Raw genomic sequence first — 14,933 nt, 5'->3', positions numbered from 1 at the left:
TCGAATACCGAATAATGAAAGGACTACTCTGAACGGTAGTTCTTTTGATATACCCCTTCAGGCATTTGGCTAATATGAAACTCAATCATGTTATCAAATGCCGTTAATATCGAACCAAACTTATCCATATCAATAACGTTAATTACGTCTGCATCTAATTGGCTTAAAACATGATAACCCGCTTCTGCTGTTGATAAGGCATTGTCTTTTGGTGCTTTACGAACTCGATAGTTACCAGATAATTCGGTATCAAGATGCACTTTAGGCAGCGTATGTAGATTGGTTGAAAGCTGCCACATTTTATACGCTTTTTTCCATGTACCATCTAATAAAATCACACGCTGTTTTTTTTCAATATGATTTAACGACGATGAAATTGCCTGGCTAGTTCCATCTAAGAATAGAACTTGGTGTTGATAGTTATTATCCGTTAATAATTGGTTTAGCTCCGTATGTTCGGTAAAGTTTTCACCAATAAAAGTACGGCAATTCGCTAAACTTAACGATAAAATTTTAGCCGTTCCTAATGGTCGCTTAGCTTCTGTTGGATGCTGTAGTATGATGAGTTCAACCTCTGTTGAGATTGGCTTTATCCACTCACAGATACAGGCTTTTTTTGTTTTTAGGCATTGAAGACAAAATCGAATCACAAGGAACCTTTGTTTTGTTGAAATTACTCTTTCGCATTTTAGTCGTGCTTGGTCTCGCACAACTAACTCCGGTATCAGATTTTTTTGTTTGGGATAGACGCTTAATTTTACAAGGCGAGATCTGGCGATTAATCACAGGTAATTTTACCCACACTAACCTCCCTCACTTAGTAATGAATGCTGCCGCTCTAACCGTATTTTGCTTTATCTTTAAGGATATATTAAATCCCAAAAAACTATGGGGTTTATTGTTTTTTATAAGCTTAATGACTGGGGTACTTTTATTCCTGTCCCCAATACAATCCTATGTTGGATTATCCGGTGTGTTACATGGTTTATTTGTTTGGGCTGCCATTGAAGACATAAAGCAAAAACGCAATACCGGCTGGTTATTATTAATTGGTGTGACCGCTAAGATTTGCTGGGAACAATACTTTGGAGCGAGTGCCTCAACCATTTCTCTTATCAATGCAAAAGTCGCAACAGAGGCCCATCTTATTGGAGCATTCAGTGGTGGAACACTCCAATTAGCTACACGCTTAATAACGCTTAGTAAAGTTTCTGGCGACCCAAAATAGAGTGAGATAGCGTTGTGCCATCGACTAACTCTAACTCTCCTCCCATCGGTACACCGTGAGCAATTCGACTTGCAGATACGGTATGTTCTTGACATATTTCAGCAATATAGTGTGCGGTTGCTTCACCTTCGACGGTTGGGTTTGTAGCAAGAATCACTTCTTTAATGTCCCCACGCCCTAAACGATAGTCAAGTAAGTCCAATCCGATGTCACTTGGGCCAATGCCATCTAATGGAGATAAGTGCCCCATTAATACAAAATAACGTCCCGAAAATTGTCCCGTTGCTTCAACCGCAACGATGTCTGCAGGGCTTTCAACGATACACAATTCACCGTTCATTTGACGTTTAGGGTTAAGACAAATTGCACACGTCTCTTCCTCTGTAAATGTTCGACATTCAGAGCAATGGCCTATTTCAGACATCGCGCGCGAAAGCGAATCAGCTAATCGCATTCCACCCTGACGGTTACGCTGTAAAAGGTGAAATGCCATGCGTTGAGCTGACTTTGGACCAACACCAGGAAGGCATCGTAACGATTCCATTAATTGTTCTAATAAACCACTTGTACGCATAGTTTTTTTATATTCCAGAAAAGAAAAAGGCAGCCACTTAGCCGCCTAATTTTACCAAGATGAATACGAATAATCTGTCTTGATTTTTATCATTTAAGATAAATTAGAATGGCATTTTAAAGCCAGGTGGCATTTGCATTCCGCCTGTTACACCAGCCATTTTTTCTTTTTGTGTTTCTTCAATACGACGAGATGCATCATTGAACGCAGCTGCGATCAAATCTTCTAGCATTTCTTTTTCGTCTTCTTCCATTAAGCTTGGATCAATCTCAACACGGCGAACACTGTGAGAGCCAGTGATGGTCACTTTAACAAGACCAGCACCTGATTCACCTGTAACTTCCGTATTTGCGATTTCTTCTTGTACTTTTTGCATGCGATCTTGCATTTGCTGGGCTTGCTTCATTAAGTTGCCCATGCCGCCTTTTCCACCGAACATAATTATTCTCTCTTAAGTTTACTTCTTTAATATTAAGAAAATGGGGGTAAAAAATACCAATTTCAACCCACATTGAATATTTTACTTGAGATATAAACAAACCATTGTTTTATATTGGTCTAACACTTTCTTGGTCTATTTCTGCACCAAATCTCTGCATAAAGAAATTTACGTGCGGATCTTGCTGCAAACTCTGATATGCAGCCTGCAACTTCGCTTGATACATTTGCTCACGTAACTCTAAAGGACTTACGCCTTCAGAACTAATATCGATAGATACTGTTACATTTTTATTTAGCGCTTTACTTAATTCTTGAGTGATAAGCTCGTTGGCTTTATCTCTGTCTAAGTGAGCTTGCTCTGCTCTCAAATGCAATGATACTTGGTCATCCTGCTCGACAAAAGCAGAATTCAGTAACAATTGTTGAACCAGTTTTGGTAACGTTAAAGACATGACTAAACCTGACCACGGATCTTGTAACGATGATTCATTGACTAATTGTTGCATCATCTCTGGTGATTTTTCATGCTCTAACGCTTGCTTAAGCTTAGTTGGTGTAATATCACTAACCACTCTTTTCGCTTCTGGTTGAGTCGATTTCCAACGATATGGTTCTTCTGGTTTTTTCTCTTGTGTTGCTGAGTTTCCAATTTGCGACACCTGAGCACGAGGAGCTAAATGTTGCTTTTCAGCAATACGTTCAAGCACTGAACTCGTTTTTTTCTTATCGGATGCCGCACTAGCCTTTTTTGGGCTAGTACCATTCGTTGTATTTGTTAAATTGTTTTTGGCACTACGTAACTGATTACGAACGCCAAGCAAACTATTTGTTGGTGCCGCTACTGGCTCTTGTGGCTGTGGAGGCACAGAAGACGGTTGCTGTTGCATAGATTGCTGTGCCTCACCCATTGGTGGTGCATCATATCTTGGTGGTTGTTCTGGTTGCACTGGCGGTACATTTTGTGCCGGAACATAATTTTGTTGCTGAGCCTGTGGAGCCGGTGTCACGCTTGAACGAGCCATTGGCTCTTGAGCTCTTTCTGTTGCTTGAACCGTTGGGGCCATTTGTGATGGCCTAGCTTGCACTGGCGCAGCCTGTACGGCCGTTTGTGGTTCTAATGCAGGAACAACAATAGATTGTGTCTCTAATACCTGAGCGTGCACAGGACGAAAAGCGACCATTCTTAATAGCATCATTTCAACACCCGTTTTTTCACTTGGCGCTAATGGCAAGTCTTTACGGCTTTGTAATGCAATTTGATAAAACAATTGAACTTCTTGAGGCGATAATTGGCTACTCAATAGCTCTATACGTTCAGCATCTGGTTGAGATTTGTCTAACGTTGCAGGCAATGCTTGATACATCGCTAATTTATGTAATTGATTCGCTATTTCTTTGGCTAAACCATCCCACGCAATACCCATGTCAGCAAGATCATTTACACAGCTCATTAATGTCTGCATATTTTTCGTGCTAATGGCTTCTAAGATCCGAACGGCTTGATCAGTATCTAAGGTGCCCAACATCGCAGAAACGATATCTGTCGTCACTGAGCCATTACCAAGTGCTATTGCTTGGTCTGTTAAACTCAATGCATCACGCATACTGCCATCAGCAGCATGAGCGATAAGCCCTAATGCTCTCGCATCTTTAGTCACTTCTTCTTGGTCTAAAACAAAATCAAGCTGTTCGTGAATTTGGTCAACATTGATGTGCTTTAGATGAAACTGTAAACAACGAGATAAAATCGTCACAGGTAATTTCTGTGGATCGGTCGTTGCTAATAAAAATTTGACGTATTCTGGCGGCTCTTCCAGTGTTTTTAATAATGCATTGAAACTGTGGCGCGACAGCATATGAACTTCATCGATCAGATAAACCTTAAAGCGGCCACGCGCAGGCTTATATTGAACGTTATCCAGTAGCTCACGAGTATCTTCTACTTTGGTTCTAGAAGCAGCATCGATTTCAAGTAAATCAACAAAACGCCCTTCGTCAATTTCTTTACAAGTAGAACACACACCACAAGGTGTTGAGGTGATCCCTTCTTCGCAGTTTAAGCCTTTAGCAAACAAACGTGCGATGGTAGTTTTACCTACGCCACGAGTTCCACTAAATAGATAAGCGTGATGAAGTCGATTATGGTCAAGCGCGTTTTCCAACGCAGTAAGCACATGAGGTTGCCCTACAACATCTTTAAAATGATGCGGACGCCACTTACGTGCCAGAACTTGATAGCTCATAGAATACAGCCCAAAATAAAATAGATCTAAATCGTAGCACAGCAAAAAAATGAGATCTCCCTTGATAGAGAGATCTCACTCAATTTATTGTGTATATGAAGAATTAGTGACCAGCAAACTCACAGATGCTGTATACGTTTAGCCCTAGGCCCTCTAAACGTGTTTGACCACCAATTTCTGGTAGGTTGATAACAAAAGCCGCTTGCTCTACTTCACCACCAAGTTGACGGATAAGTTTTACTGTCGCTTCTATAGTGCCACCAGTCGCCAACAGGTCATCAACAACAAGAACTTTATCGCCAGCAACAATCGCATCAGTATGAATTTCTAACGTATCTGTACCGTATTCAAGGTCATACGTTTGAGCTATCGTTGGACGAGGTAATTTACCAGGCTTGCGAACTGGAATAAAACCAACACCTAATTCTAATGCCAACGGCGCACCAAATAAGAAACCACGAGCTTCTGTACCAACGATTTTAGTGAATCCACCTTGTTTGTATTTTTCAACAAGTAGTTGAATAGTCGCTTGGTATGCTTTTGGGTCTTCCATTAAGCTAGTTACATCACGAAAAACGATGCCTGCTTTTGGATAATCAGGGATTGATTTAATGCTGTTTTTAATCAGTTCTACTGTTTCTGTCGACATGGTTATGACCTACTTTGCCTAAATTTGGCATTAAAATAAATTAGCCGACTTATGTTATTCACTTTCTTGGCTATGAGCAAGCTATACCAACTGATATGAGCTGTTGATCAAACCAAAACTAAGGAATAATTACGACGTAGGAATAGTAGAAAACCAATAAAGAAGTGCAAGAGAAAATAAAAAAAGCATTACTTTTATCCATAAAAGAGGCGCAAGGATTATTGAGAATGCAAAACTCAAAATTATCATGATATACGCTTTCTTTTTTATCGATGTTTTTATTGTTTTACGTTCCTGCCATTCAACAATTGAAGGGCCTAATTTAGGGTGAGTAATAAGCCAAGTATGAATACGCGGAGAGACTCGCATAAAGCACACACTCGCTAGCAGTAAAAAAGGTGTTGTTGGTAGTAAAGGCAAAAATATCCCAACAAAACCAAGAATAAGCGCAGTGGCCCCAAGAACAAACCAAAGCACTCTGCGAGTAAAATGCAAATTAACATCTCTATGTAGATAAGGGGCTTTATTATGATCCTTTCTTAGTCAAAGAATCAATCTAGAATGCATTCAGTTCTAATTTAAAACTGCTACAGCCTAAGTTATTTAGTGACAAACTATTATGATCAGAGATAGGAAAGCGATGTACTTGGTTTTTAGCTGCATTCACTGTTAACTGACCATCAGCATGAAGAACATGACGCTCATTTTTATTTTCCCATACTGCATTAAGGCCAGCAGAGAGTATAAATAGAGCTTGCTCTGAAAAATCAATATAACCAAAAATCGCCGACATCGGCTGAGAATGGTCCATCGTTTCCATCCCCTTTTCTATTGATGTAACCATCTTGGGAATAGTATCTAAAGAGATATTTTGTTCTCTAATAAAGTCATTAAAAAATGCTCTAATTAATAAACAAGAAATAACTCCATTATCTCCACCTGAATCAGAATCAACAAGATAGAAAAATAAACGACCATCCAATAACCATTCATAATCAAAAACTAAAGGCATTCCATCTGTTGATTGCAAAAGTCGATAACCCAATTTCCAATGACCATGCTGAGCATCACTTTCTGGTAAAAGTTCGAACAATAACTCCCTACCAATATTTGGTTCATTCTGTAAGTGCTCTAGATGCCAATGTAATTCATCATTACAACTTTTATCTAAATCAGACGTTCTAAACCACTGACTTGAAAAGTCTTGCATTCTAAGGGTGCTTTCTTCGCTCAACTTAAGAGCGGATATTAATGATTTAATAAGAATGGAAATATCATTAATGGGCTTAACTAGAAAATCTTTCGCTCCCAATCGTAAAACTTTAGCGACATCTCGCATATCCCCACTACCCGATATGACGATAATAGGTAACATTGGGTATTCCAACACAGCCTCTTCAACAAACTCGATACCATTCAATATTGGCATAGACAGATCGCACAGCAACACATCTGGCAATGAATGCTTCAGTATTTGTAAGCCCTCTAAACCATTACCCGCTTCTTTCACGTTACAAGAGTAAGTCTCTAAAACTGCTTTAATCATAGAGCGAAAAATGGGGTCATCATCAACAATTAGGATGTCTTTATTAAATAATAGGTCTTCCACTGGCGCTTTAATTACATCCCTTTTTTTTTGACATTGCTCTACCGACATACGACCACCTTCTGCACGTTTTTTAGCAAATAATGAAATTTCCTTTCATATTTTAATTATCTCACTAAATTAATTTAGTTCGATATTTCGCTGAGTACAAATATTTTTAGATAAGATTGTTAATAACTGTTACGTTAGAGGAAAATCCGGACTTTTATTTATAAAATTTCACTTTAGTTGACTTATAACAACACCTACTTTAGGGTTTTAGTTACAATTCGGCGTTCGAAAAAAACAGAGAGTATCTTAATATAATGAAGTTAGATGATTTAAATCTGTTTCGACAGGTGGTTGATAATGGCAGCTATACCGCCGCCTCAAGAAAAACACTTATACCTGTTGCGACAATTACTCGTCGTATTCAAGCCTTAGAAGATTCCTTAGATATTCGTTTACTCAATCGCCACGCTCGAAAGTTATCCTTAACTGAAGCTGGGCAAAAGTTTTATGATGAATGCGCCCCTATTTTAGCTACTTTAGTAAATACGAGCGAATGTTTAGGTGAAGAGTGCCGTGGTGCTGCTGGTAAGTTAAAAATATCCGCACCATCTAATCTCACAAAACGCATGATCCAGCCTATTTTGAATAAGTTCATGTTGCTCTACCCTAATATTAGCATCAATTTAATGATGAGCAATCAACCTGAACAATTAGATCCTACCGATTGGGATATTATTTTCAGAGTTGGAAAGCAACGAGACTCCTCTCTTATTGCTCGTCAGATTGGATCCTTAGAAGATATATTAGTCGCCAGCCCTAGCTATCTAGAAAAAAACTCAGAGCCAACACACGCACAAGAGTTACACACTCACAGCTTATTAAAAGGACACCCTTTGATGCGCTGGCGTTTAACTAATAGTGAAGGCGAATCGGTTACAATTACAGATGCTGGTCGATTTGAAGCCAGTGAATTGAATGTAATCCGAATGGCTTGCTCTGATGGTTTGGGAATAACTCTCATGCCGGATATTATGATTAGCCGATATATTGAAGATGGTTCATTGGTTCGTGTTCTTAAAAACTGGTCTGCAAACCCTAGAGACATTTATATGGTTTACAACTATAAGAATCATCAGCCTGAGAAAGTACGCCTTTTTATTGATTTTGTAAGTAATTACATTTCTGATTAATACATTTTTTTATGACACAGTAAAACAAAAAAAGCCTGTGATTTCTCACAGGCTTTTTCATTATTATTCGCTGATAGTTACACGCCTTCGTTATAAATATCTAAGCTTGCAACATCTTGAGCTTCGCTTTCTTGTTTCGCGTCATCACCGCGTAACCCTTCTAGGTATTCAAGGTAATTTTGGTCAACATCACCAGTAACATAATGAGCATTAAATACTGATGTTTCAAAACGTTCAATTTCACGATTTCCACATCCTACCGCATCAACTAAATCGGGTAAGTCTTGGAAAATCAGGGCATCTGCACCGATAGCCTTACAAATCTCGTCAACTTCACGACCATGAGCAATCAGCTCATTTGCGCTTGGCATATCAATGCCATATACATTTGGGAAGCGAATTTCAGGTGCAGCAGATACCATGTAAACGTTTTTTGCGCCTGAGTCGCGAGCCATTTCAATGATCTGCTCTGAGGTTGTACCTCGAACAATTGAATCATCAACTAACAGAACATTTTTATCTTTAAATTCAGAACGAATTGCATTCAATTTTCGGCGTACTGATTTCTTACGCTCTTGTTGACCTGGCATAATAAAGGTACGACCAACATAACGGTTTTTCACGAAACCTTGGCGATACGGTTTATTAATGATCTGAGCAATCTCAAGTGCGATATCACATGACGTTTCAGGAATTGGCAATACTACATCAATGTCCAGATGATCCCATTCACGTTTAATTTTTTCACCTAAACGTTTACCCATTTCAACACGAGCACTGTAAACAGAGATCTTATCAATAAATGAATCTGGACGAGCAAAATAAACAAATTCAAAAATACATGGATTCAGTTTTGGATCATGTGCACACTGTTGTGTGTATAGACCCCCTTCAAATGGTGCGTAAATTGCCTCACCAGGTGCGACATCACGCACAAAATCAAATCCTACCGCGTCCAAAGCAACGGATTCAGAAGCAACCATGTATTCAGTATGTCCTTCAACTTCACGTTTACCTAGGCATAAAGGACGAATACCGTTTGGATCACGAAAAGCAACCATACCATGACCAATGATCATAGCGGCAACTGCGTATGCACCCCTGATTTGCTCATGTACGTTAGCTACCGTTTTAAAAATATCGTCAGCAGTAAGAGGATAATGAGTTGTTGCATCAAGATGGTGAGCAAAGATGTTTAATAGGACTTCAGAATCAGAAGTTGTATTAACATGACGACGCTCTTGTTTAAATAAGGTCTCACGGATTTCATTCGCATTGGTTAGGTTACCATTGTGCGCTAATGTGATCCCGAAAGGTGAATTCACATAGAAAGGTTGAGCTTCAGAAGCACTTGAACTACCCGCAGTTGGGTAACGAACATGACCAATACCTACATTACCTTGTAGGCGTTGCATATGTTTTGTTTCAAATACATCCTTAACCAAGCCATTCGCCTTCCTTAGACGGAAACGATTGCTTTCTACGGTAATAATACCAGCAGCGTCTTGGCCACGATGTTGTAACACAGTCAAAGCGTCATAGATCGACTGGTTTACAGGTGTTACGCCTACGATTCCAACAATACCGCACATGTCCTAGAGTCCTTAATTTGCTAAAAAACTGGCGCTAGTTAGCGCCAGGAAGAAAACTTGATGTATCCTTTAAGTAATCAAAGAACCATTCAACCACTACCGAAAATTGCGGTATTAATTGAGATTGCTTCCACCACTCAGAATCCGATAATGAGGTAAAGGCATCAATAAAGAAAAGAACTGCTGCGATAATTAGCACGCCTCTCAATCCCCCAAAGACAATACCCAATACCCTATCTGTTCCTGACAACCCCGTTTTCTGTACTAATTGTGCAACGACATAGTTCACAACCGCACCAACAACAAGAGTTGCTACAAACAAGGCAGCAATAGCACTGCCATTTCTTATCATTTCATCATGTATATTTGTGAAATAAGCGGCCAACTTAGGATAAAAGTTACTGGCAACAAAAAAGGCGCCAAACCAAATCACTAACGACAACGCTTCTTTAACAAAACCTCTAACCAAACTGATTAAAGCTGATAGGCTAATAACACCTAAAATGACAAAATCGATCCAAATCATAATTTATCTTTTCTCTGTTGCTGCGCATTTTAACAGAAAAATCCGCGACGCAAACGTTTTCTTATGGGTTTAATGGTGAAAATTTAAGCAATTGACCATTTAAGCCAGTTATTTCTTTTAATTTCGGTAACTGTTTTTCAAGATCCGATTTAGAAACATCTGGGCCTACCGCCACCCTAACTAAATCCCCTTTTTTAGGTTCTTTAGGAAAAGTATGAGCTTGAAAGCCTTGCTTACGTAGTTTAAGAGCTAAATTCATCGCGTTATCTGCATTTCTAAATACGCCAAGTTGGATAATCCAAGCACTCTTTGCGTAATCTATTTTTTCTACTTTCTCTGGCTGTTTTTTCTCAACAATCGAAAGTATTTCTTTTTTTGGTTCCGTTTCTGATGACTCAATAGTCACCTCTACCGGCTCTTCTGGAAGCTCAGCATCAAAGTCTATTGGTTCTTGGATCTCAAATTGCTCAACATCTTTCGATAACTCAGGTTTGATTGGAATGCTCGCAAACTCTTCTTGATAATGTTTTTTCTTACCATCAAATAAATCGGGTAATACAATCACCCCAATAGCGACTAATATAATGGTTCCGACTAAACGTCGTTGAAATGGACTAGACACTTATGATCCTTATGCTTGTTCTTGTTTCCAATAATCCCATACTTCACCAACCGTATGAAAAGATCCGAAGACTAAAATTAAATCGTCATTCTTTGCCTGCGTCAATGCGACTTTAAACGCCTCTACAGGAGATGAATACTCTATTGCTTCTGCCTCTATTACTGCCGTTAATTCACAAGCGTTTGCCGCTCTTGGGCCAGAAAGTGACGCAGGATACCAAACATCCACACATCCCGTGAACTCAGCTAAGGTAGATTTAATATCTTTATCATGCAACATACCAACTACTGCATGAATTTTCTTATTTGGGAAACGCTGTCTTACTTGTTGTACAAGATAGTTAGCTGAATGAGGATTATGCGCTACATCAAGAATAATTGTTGCGTCACTCTCTCCACTATTACGTGTTAAACGCTGCATTCGTCCAGGCAAACTTGCTGACTTTAACCCAGCAACAATATTAACATCCGTTAACTCCAATCCTGATGTACCTAACGCCATTATCGCCGTTGCAGCATTTGCTAATGGTAAATTTGGTAGTGGCAAATTATCTAAATCAAAAGCCCCGCTTTTCCAAGACCATGTTTGATTATCTGCATTTACTTGATAATCAAATTGATAACCAACTTGGTATAGATCAGCCTTAATATCGTCAGCATGAGCAGCAACACTTGATGGTGGATTCGGTTGACCACAAATCGCTGGTTTTTCAGAGCGATAAATCCCAGCTTTCTCAAAACCAATCACTTCGATATCGTCACCTAACCAATCAACATGGTCAACCGCGAGGCTCGTAATGATAGAAACATCATGATCGACTACATTTGTCGCATCTAAACGCCCACCAAGACCCACTTCTAAGAGTACAACATCAACTTGATGTGCTTTAAATGCCCATAAAGCAGAAAGTGTTCCAAATTCGAAAAGGCTTAACGACGTTTCTTTGCGCCACGCTTCAATTGCTGCAAAAGATTGAGTGATAAGAGAATCAGATAAATCGTTACCATTGATACGGATACGTTCGTTGTAACGAATAAGATGAGGAGAGCTATAAACGCCAACACGATAACCAGCATTAATTAAAATGGATTCCATTAACGCACAAGTAGACCCCTTGCCGTTAGTCCCTGCAACCGTGATAACGGTTGGTGCTGGTTTAATTAATTTAGCTCGTTGTGCTACACGCTGAACGCGTTCAAGGCCTAAATCTATTGCACTTGTATGAATGCTTTCTAAATAACGAAGCCACACCGATAAATCAGATGTGGCTTTCGGAGAATCAAATGGTGTCATAATTCAACTACTTCACTGACGGAATATAGTGACAGTATATATGACTTAGGTTGCTGTTTTAAAGTAAGAACTCGCAACCTTGTTCGCATTTAATTTGATTTTTACTTTGAACCGTCAACGGGAACAACTAATGGAGATGCTTGGTTAGTCATTTTCGCCATTAACCCACCAATACGTTGACGCATTTCACGACGGTCAACAATCATATCGATTGCACCATGCTCAAGTAAGAACTCACTACGCTGGAAACCTTCAGGTAAGTCTTCACGTACTGTTTGTTCAATAACACGACGACCAGCAAAACCGATCAATGCTTTTGGTTCGCCAATATTAATATCACCTAGCATTGCTAAACTTGCAGATACACCGCCCATAGTAGGGTCAGTTAAAACTGAGAAAAATGGTAGGCCTTTACGAGATAAACGCGCTAGTGCTGCACTTGTTTTTGCCATTTGCATTAGAGACATAAGCGCCTCTTGCATACGTGCGCCACCACTTGCAGAGAAACACACAAGAGGACAGTTATTTTCAATTGCTGCATCAACCGCTTTCACAAAGCGAGCACCAACAACAGAACCCATTGAACCACCCATGAATGAGAATTCAAACGCACAAGCAACGACAGGCAACTCTAACAAAGTCCCTTTCATTACGATAAGTGCATCAGTTTCATTACTTGATTTCTGAGCTGCTGAAATACGATCTTTATAACGCTTTGAATCTTTAAATTTTAAAAGATCTTTTGGCTCTAGTTCTTGACCAATTTCCACACGGCCTTCTGCATCTAGAAATGTTTCAAGACGCTTGCGTGCTTTCATTCGCATATGGTGGTCACATTTTGGACACACTTCTAGATTACGTTCTAGCTCTGCAGAATAAAGTACTTGTTCACATGACGTACATTTCGTCCAAACCCCTTCAGGGATCGATGCTTTACGTGAACTAACAATATTGCTTGTATTAAAAATCTTTTCAAGCCAACTCATGGACGACCTTTCTATTAGTGATCTCCCGCACCATCGCAAGAGAAATAAAATCAATTAAATAGATTAAACCATAAATAATAGCCAGTGTAGATAAAAAACTGGTTGTACCTATTTTCAAGGTTGAATCCACGTCTGTTTTTTAGGCTATTTTAAGTTGTAATCTTTATCATTAATTTGATCAATTATCTGGTAAAAACAAAGGTCCTAACGGTACTCTAGGTAAATCCCATTCTTTAGGGTAATCAACATCAATAAGATATAAACCTTCAGCTTTAGCTGTTGCTCCCGCTAATTTACGATCTTTTGCTTCTAATAACCATTGTATCCACTCTGGCTTTTGCTTACCTCTGCCAACTTCAATTAAGCTACCAGTAATATTACGCACCATATGATGAACAAAGGCATTGGCTTTAATATCAATCACGATAAAATCCCCATGACGAGTTACTTTCAAGTGGATTAGATTACGCCAAGGAGTACGAGACTGACAGCGAACAGCTCGAAATGAAGTAAAATCGTTTTCGCCTAATAAATACTGTCCGGCTTCATGCATTAAATCAGCATCAAGGGCTTCATGGTAATGACTTACTCCATGACTAAAGATAGCAGGACGCTGACGATTATTAAAAATGATATAACGGTAGCGTCGTGCTGTAGCGGTAAAGCGAGCGTGAAAATCTTCATTTACCTCTTTCACCCAACGAACCGCGATGTTTTTTGGTAAATTTGCGTTTACCCCAACCATCCATACGGGTAATTTACGGGTGCTATTTGTATCAAAATGAACGACTTGACCCGTACCATGTACACCAGCATCTGTTCGGCCTGCACACATCACTTCAATCGGTTCATTAGCGACGATCATTAAGGCTTTTTCTAATTCTTCTTGAACACTTGTTACGTCTTTTTGTGATTGCCAGCCGTGGTAACTGGCACCATCGTATTCAATACATAAAGCTATTCGCATGATTTCAATTCTTTTTATTCAGTTATACGTCATTATATAAAAAAGGCGGGGCACACTGCCACCGCCTTTTTGAGATTATTCAAAAGAACTAATCAATTTGTTTCATTAACTTCTCAGCTTCAGCCCTTAGAGCAACGTCATCACAATGTAAAACGTCTTTTAATAACTCTAGAGCGCCTTTTTTATCTGACATTTCAATATATGCTCTCGCTAAATCAAGTTTACTTTGAACATCATTATTAACATCAACATCATGAAGTTCTCGGTTATTTAGCATATCAGGGAATTCATTTAAACCGACATCAAGGTTGAATTCCTCTTCTTCAAACTCCGATTTATCACCATTTTCGCTTTCAGCAATCAGCGCTTCAATGCTTAAAAAACGGTCGGCACCATGAGGATCACTCTCAACACTTGGCTGCTCTGACCAATCTTCATCTTCTAATTCTGACTCAGTGTTTGTCGCATTATCTAAATTGAATCCACTCCAATCACTACCACCATCATCTAACATGCTATCAAGATCTAAACCTGAACTATCAAGATAAGTTAAGGCTTCTTTTTCTTCATCAGATACCCGAGATTGAAAATCAACAGGGTCTGGTGTAGAGGTTTCATCAACATCTAATTTCGTTAAACTATCTTCATCCAATGATGTTTCTGTAGCAATCTCGTTTGCAACTTCTGAATCATCTTCCAATGCTGCTAAAGCATCTTCAATAGATAATCCATCAAAATTATTATCTTCAGTTTCATCAGATTGAAGATCATCCTCAGTATTCTCTTTCGAGAAATCTACAGCACTGTCCTCTAAGAAATCATCTAATAAAAAGTCATTCTCATCATCTTTAGTATGATCAAGAGGGTCTTTTTCTTCCTCTGTTTCTGAATTTAAAAGTTCATCAATATCGAATAACGAATCGTCTTCTTCTGTTGTTGGTTCATCTTTAACTTCAGATCCTTCGACTTCAACAACGGCTTCCTCTAATGCTTCATTTTCATCTACATCTTGAGCGTCTATTTGC

General features: G+C 39.1%; 16 protein-coding genes. 2 read left to right on the top strand and 14 right to left on the bottom strand.

Annotated elements, in window-relative coordinates:
* Positions 1 to 23: 23 nt before the first annotated feature.
* The gene (locus A6E06_RS00080) at positions 24 to 650 is read right to left on the bottom strand and encodes a tRNA-uridine aminocarboxypropyltransferase (RefSeq protein ID WP_065593650.1); all 627 of its coding nucleotides are present in this window, start codon (positions 648 to 650) and stop codon (positions 24 to 26) included.
* A 14-nt stretch (positions 651 to 664) separates the two neighbouring features.
* Here A6E06_RS00080 and rrtA point away from each other — a divergent pair, with 14 nt between their 5' ends.
* On the top strand, positions 665 to 1,228 hold the full coding sequence (gene rrtA, locus A6E06_RS00075) for a rhombosortase (RefSeq protein WP_065594236.1): 564 nt from the start codon (positions 665 to 667) through the stop codon (positions 1,226 to 1,228).
* On the opposite strand, the gene recR is transcribed toward rrtA, so the two are convergent.
* The 6 genes from recR to A6E06_RS00045 form a co-directional block, all read right to left on the bottom strand.
* Positions 1,200 to 1,802, bottom strand: coding sequence for a recombination mediator RecR (gene recR, locus A6E06_RS00070; protein ID WP_065593651.1), 603 nt, complete (start codon positions 1,800 to 1,802; stop codon positions 1,200 to 1,202). The genes rrtA and recR overlap by 29 nt on opposite strands.
* Before the next feature lie 103 nt (positions 1,803 to 1,905).
* Positions 1,906 to 2,241: a YbaB/EbfC family nucleoid-associated protein gene (locus A6E06_RS00065; protein ID WP_060991399.1), complete on the bottom strand. Its 336-nt coding sequence runs from the start codon at positions 2,239 to 2,241 to the stop codon at positions 1,906 to 1,908.
* Positions 2,242 to 2,350: 109 nt separating this feature from the next.
* Positions 2,351 to 4,486 carry a DNA polymerase III subunit gamma/tau gene (dnaX, locus tag A6E06_RS00060; RefSeq protein ID WP_065593652.1) on the bottom strand — a complete coding sequence of 712 codons (2,136 nt, stop codon included), beginning with the start codon at positions 4,484 to 4,486 and terminating at the stop codon, positions 2,351 to 2,353.
* A 103-nt stretch (positions 4,487 to 4,589) separates the two neighbouring features.
* Entirely contained in the window at positions 4,590 to 5,135 is a 546-nt protein-coding gene (gene apt / locus A6E06_RS00055; protein WP_065593653.1) for an adenine phosphoribosyltransferase, read from the bottom strand.
* Between the two features lie 129 nt (positions 5,136 to 5,264).
* Positions 5,265 to 5,630: a YbaN family protein gene (locus A6E06_RS00050; protein WP_065593654.1), complete on the bottom strand. Its 366-nt coding sequence runs from the start codon at positions 5,628 to 5,630 to the stop codon at positions 5,265 to 5,267.
* 61 nt (positions 5,631 to 5,691) lie between these two features.
* Entirely contained in the window at positions 5,692 to 6,792 is a 1,101-nt protein-coding gene (locus tag A6E06_RS00045) for a response regulator (RefSeq protein ID WP_065593655.1), read from the bottom strand.
* Positions 6,793 to 7,046: 254 nt separating this feature from the next.
* Here A6E06_RS00045 and A6E06_RS00040 point away from each other — a divergent pair, with 254 nt between their 5' ends.
* Positions 7,047 to 7,922, top strand: a complete 876-nt coding sequence (locus A6E06_RS00040; RefSeq protein ID WP_065593656.1) for a LysR family transcriptional regulator — start codon at positions 7,047 to 7,049, stop codon at positions 7,920 to 7,922.
* A 77-nt stretch (positions 7,923 to 7,999) separates the two neighbouring features.
* On the opposite strand, the gene purF is transcribed toward A6E06_RS00040, so the two are convergent.
* The 7 genes from purF to A6E06_RS00005 all read right to left on the bottom strand — a co-directional run.
* The gene (gene purF / locus A6E06_RS00035) at positions 8,000 to 9,514 is read right to left on the bottom strand and encodes an amidophosphoribosyltransferase (protein WP_065593657.1); all 1,515 of its coding nucleotides are present in this window, start codon (positions 9,512 to 9,514) and stop codon (positions 8,000 to 8,002) included.
* A 34-nt stretch (positions 9,515 to 9,548) separates the two neighbouring features.
* Entirely contained in the window at positions 9,549 to 10,040 is a 492-nt protein-coding gene (locus A6E06_RS00030) for a CvpA family protein (RefSeq protein ID WP_065593658.1), read from the bottom strand.
* A 61-nt stretch (positions 10,041 to 10,101) separates the two neighbouring features.
* A complete protein-coding gene (locus A6E06_RS00025) occupies positions 10,102 to 10,662 on the bottom strand; it encodes an SPOR domain-containing protein (RefSeq protein ID WP_065593659.1) in 561 nt (186 codons plus the stop codon).
* A gap of 9 nt (positions 10,663 to 10,671) precedes the next feature.
* Complete coding sequence (gene folC / locus A6E06_RS00020) at positions 10,672 to 11,955, bottom strand: bifunctional tetrahydrofolate synthase/dihydrofolate synthase (protein ID WP_065593660.1); 1,284 nt, start codon at positions 11,953 to 11,955, stop codon at positions 10,672 to 10,674.
* A 101-nt stretch (positions 11,956 to 12,056) separates the two neighbouring features.
* A complete protein-coding gene (gene accD / locus A6E06_RS00015; RefSeq protein WP_065593661.1) occupies positions 12,057 to 12,941 on the bottom strand; it encodes an acetyl-CoA carboxylase, carboxyltransferase subunit beta in 885 nt (294 codons plus the stop codon).
* Between the two features lie 178 nt (positions 12,942 to 13,119).
* Positions 13,120 to 13,908 carry a tRNA pseudouridine(38-40) synthase TruA gene (gene truA / locus A6E06_RS00010; RefSeq protein WP_065593662.1) on the bottom strand — a complete coding sequence of 263 codons (789 nt, stop codon included), beginning with the start codon at positions 13,906 to 13,908 and terminating at the stop codon, positions 13,120 to 13,122.
* Positions 13,909 to 13,996: 88 nt separating this feature from the next.
* The coding region (locus A6E06_RS00005) for a FimV/HubP family polar landmark protein (RefSeq protein ID WP_304362676.1) at positions 13,997 to 14,933 on the bottom strand (937 nt) is incomplete at its 5' end.

This window comes from Aliivibrio sp. 1S175, assembly GCF_001690985.1.
Classification (GTDB): domain Bacteria; phylum Pseudomonadota; class Gammaproteobacteria; order Enterobacterales; family Vibrionaceae; genus Aliivibrio.
The sequence above is the reverse complement of the archived record's forward strand: the minus strand, read 5'-3'. Positions and strand labels throughout refer to the sequence as shown.

Bases quoted from the DNA above. Each gene is read 5' to 3' on its own strand.
- purF (WP_065593657.1), bottom strand. From the start codon at position 9,514: ATGTGCGGTATTGTTGGAATCGTAGGCGTAACACCTGTAAACCAGTCG.
- truA (WP_065593662.1), bottom strand. From the start codon at position 13,908: ATGCGAATAGCTTTATGTATTGAATACGATGGTGCCAGTTACCACGGC.
- A6E06_RS00040 (WP_065593656.1), top strand. From the start codon at position 7,047: ATGAAGTTAGATGATTTAAATCTGTTTCGACAGGTGGTTGATAATGGC.
- folC (WP_065593660.1), bottom strand. From the start codon at position 11,955: ATGACACCATTTGATTCTCCGAAAGCCACATCTGATTTATCGGTGTGG.
- A6E06_RS00030 (WP_065593658.1), bottom strand. From the start codon at position 10,040: ATGATTTGGATCGATTTTGTCATTTTAGGTGTTATTAGCCTATCAGCT.
- apt (WP_065593653.1), bottom strand. From the start codon at position 5,135: ATGTCGACAGAAACAGTAGAACTGATTAAAAACAGCATTAAATCAATC.
- A6E06_RS00045 (WP_065593655.1), bottom strand. From the start codon at position 6,792: ATGTCGGTAGAGCAATGTCAAAAAAAAAGGGATGTAATTAAAGCGCCA.
- recR (WP_065593651.1), bottom strand. From the start codon at position 1,802: ATGCGTACAAGTGGTTTATTAGAACAATTAATGGAATCGTTACGATGC.
- dnaX (WP_065593652.1), bottom strand. From the start codon at position 4,486: ATGAGCTATCAAGTTCTGGCACGTAAGTGGCGTCCGCATCATTTTAAA.
- A6E06_RS00065 (WP_060991399.1), bottom strand. From the start codon at position 2,241: ATGTTCGGTGGAAAAGGCGGCATGGGCAACTTAATGAAGCAAGCCCAG.
- accD (WP_065593661.1), bottom strand. From the start codon at position 12,941: ATGAGTTGGCTTGAAAAGATTTTTAATACAAGCAATATTGTTAGTTCA.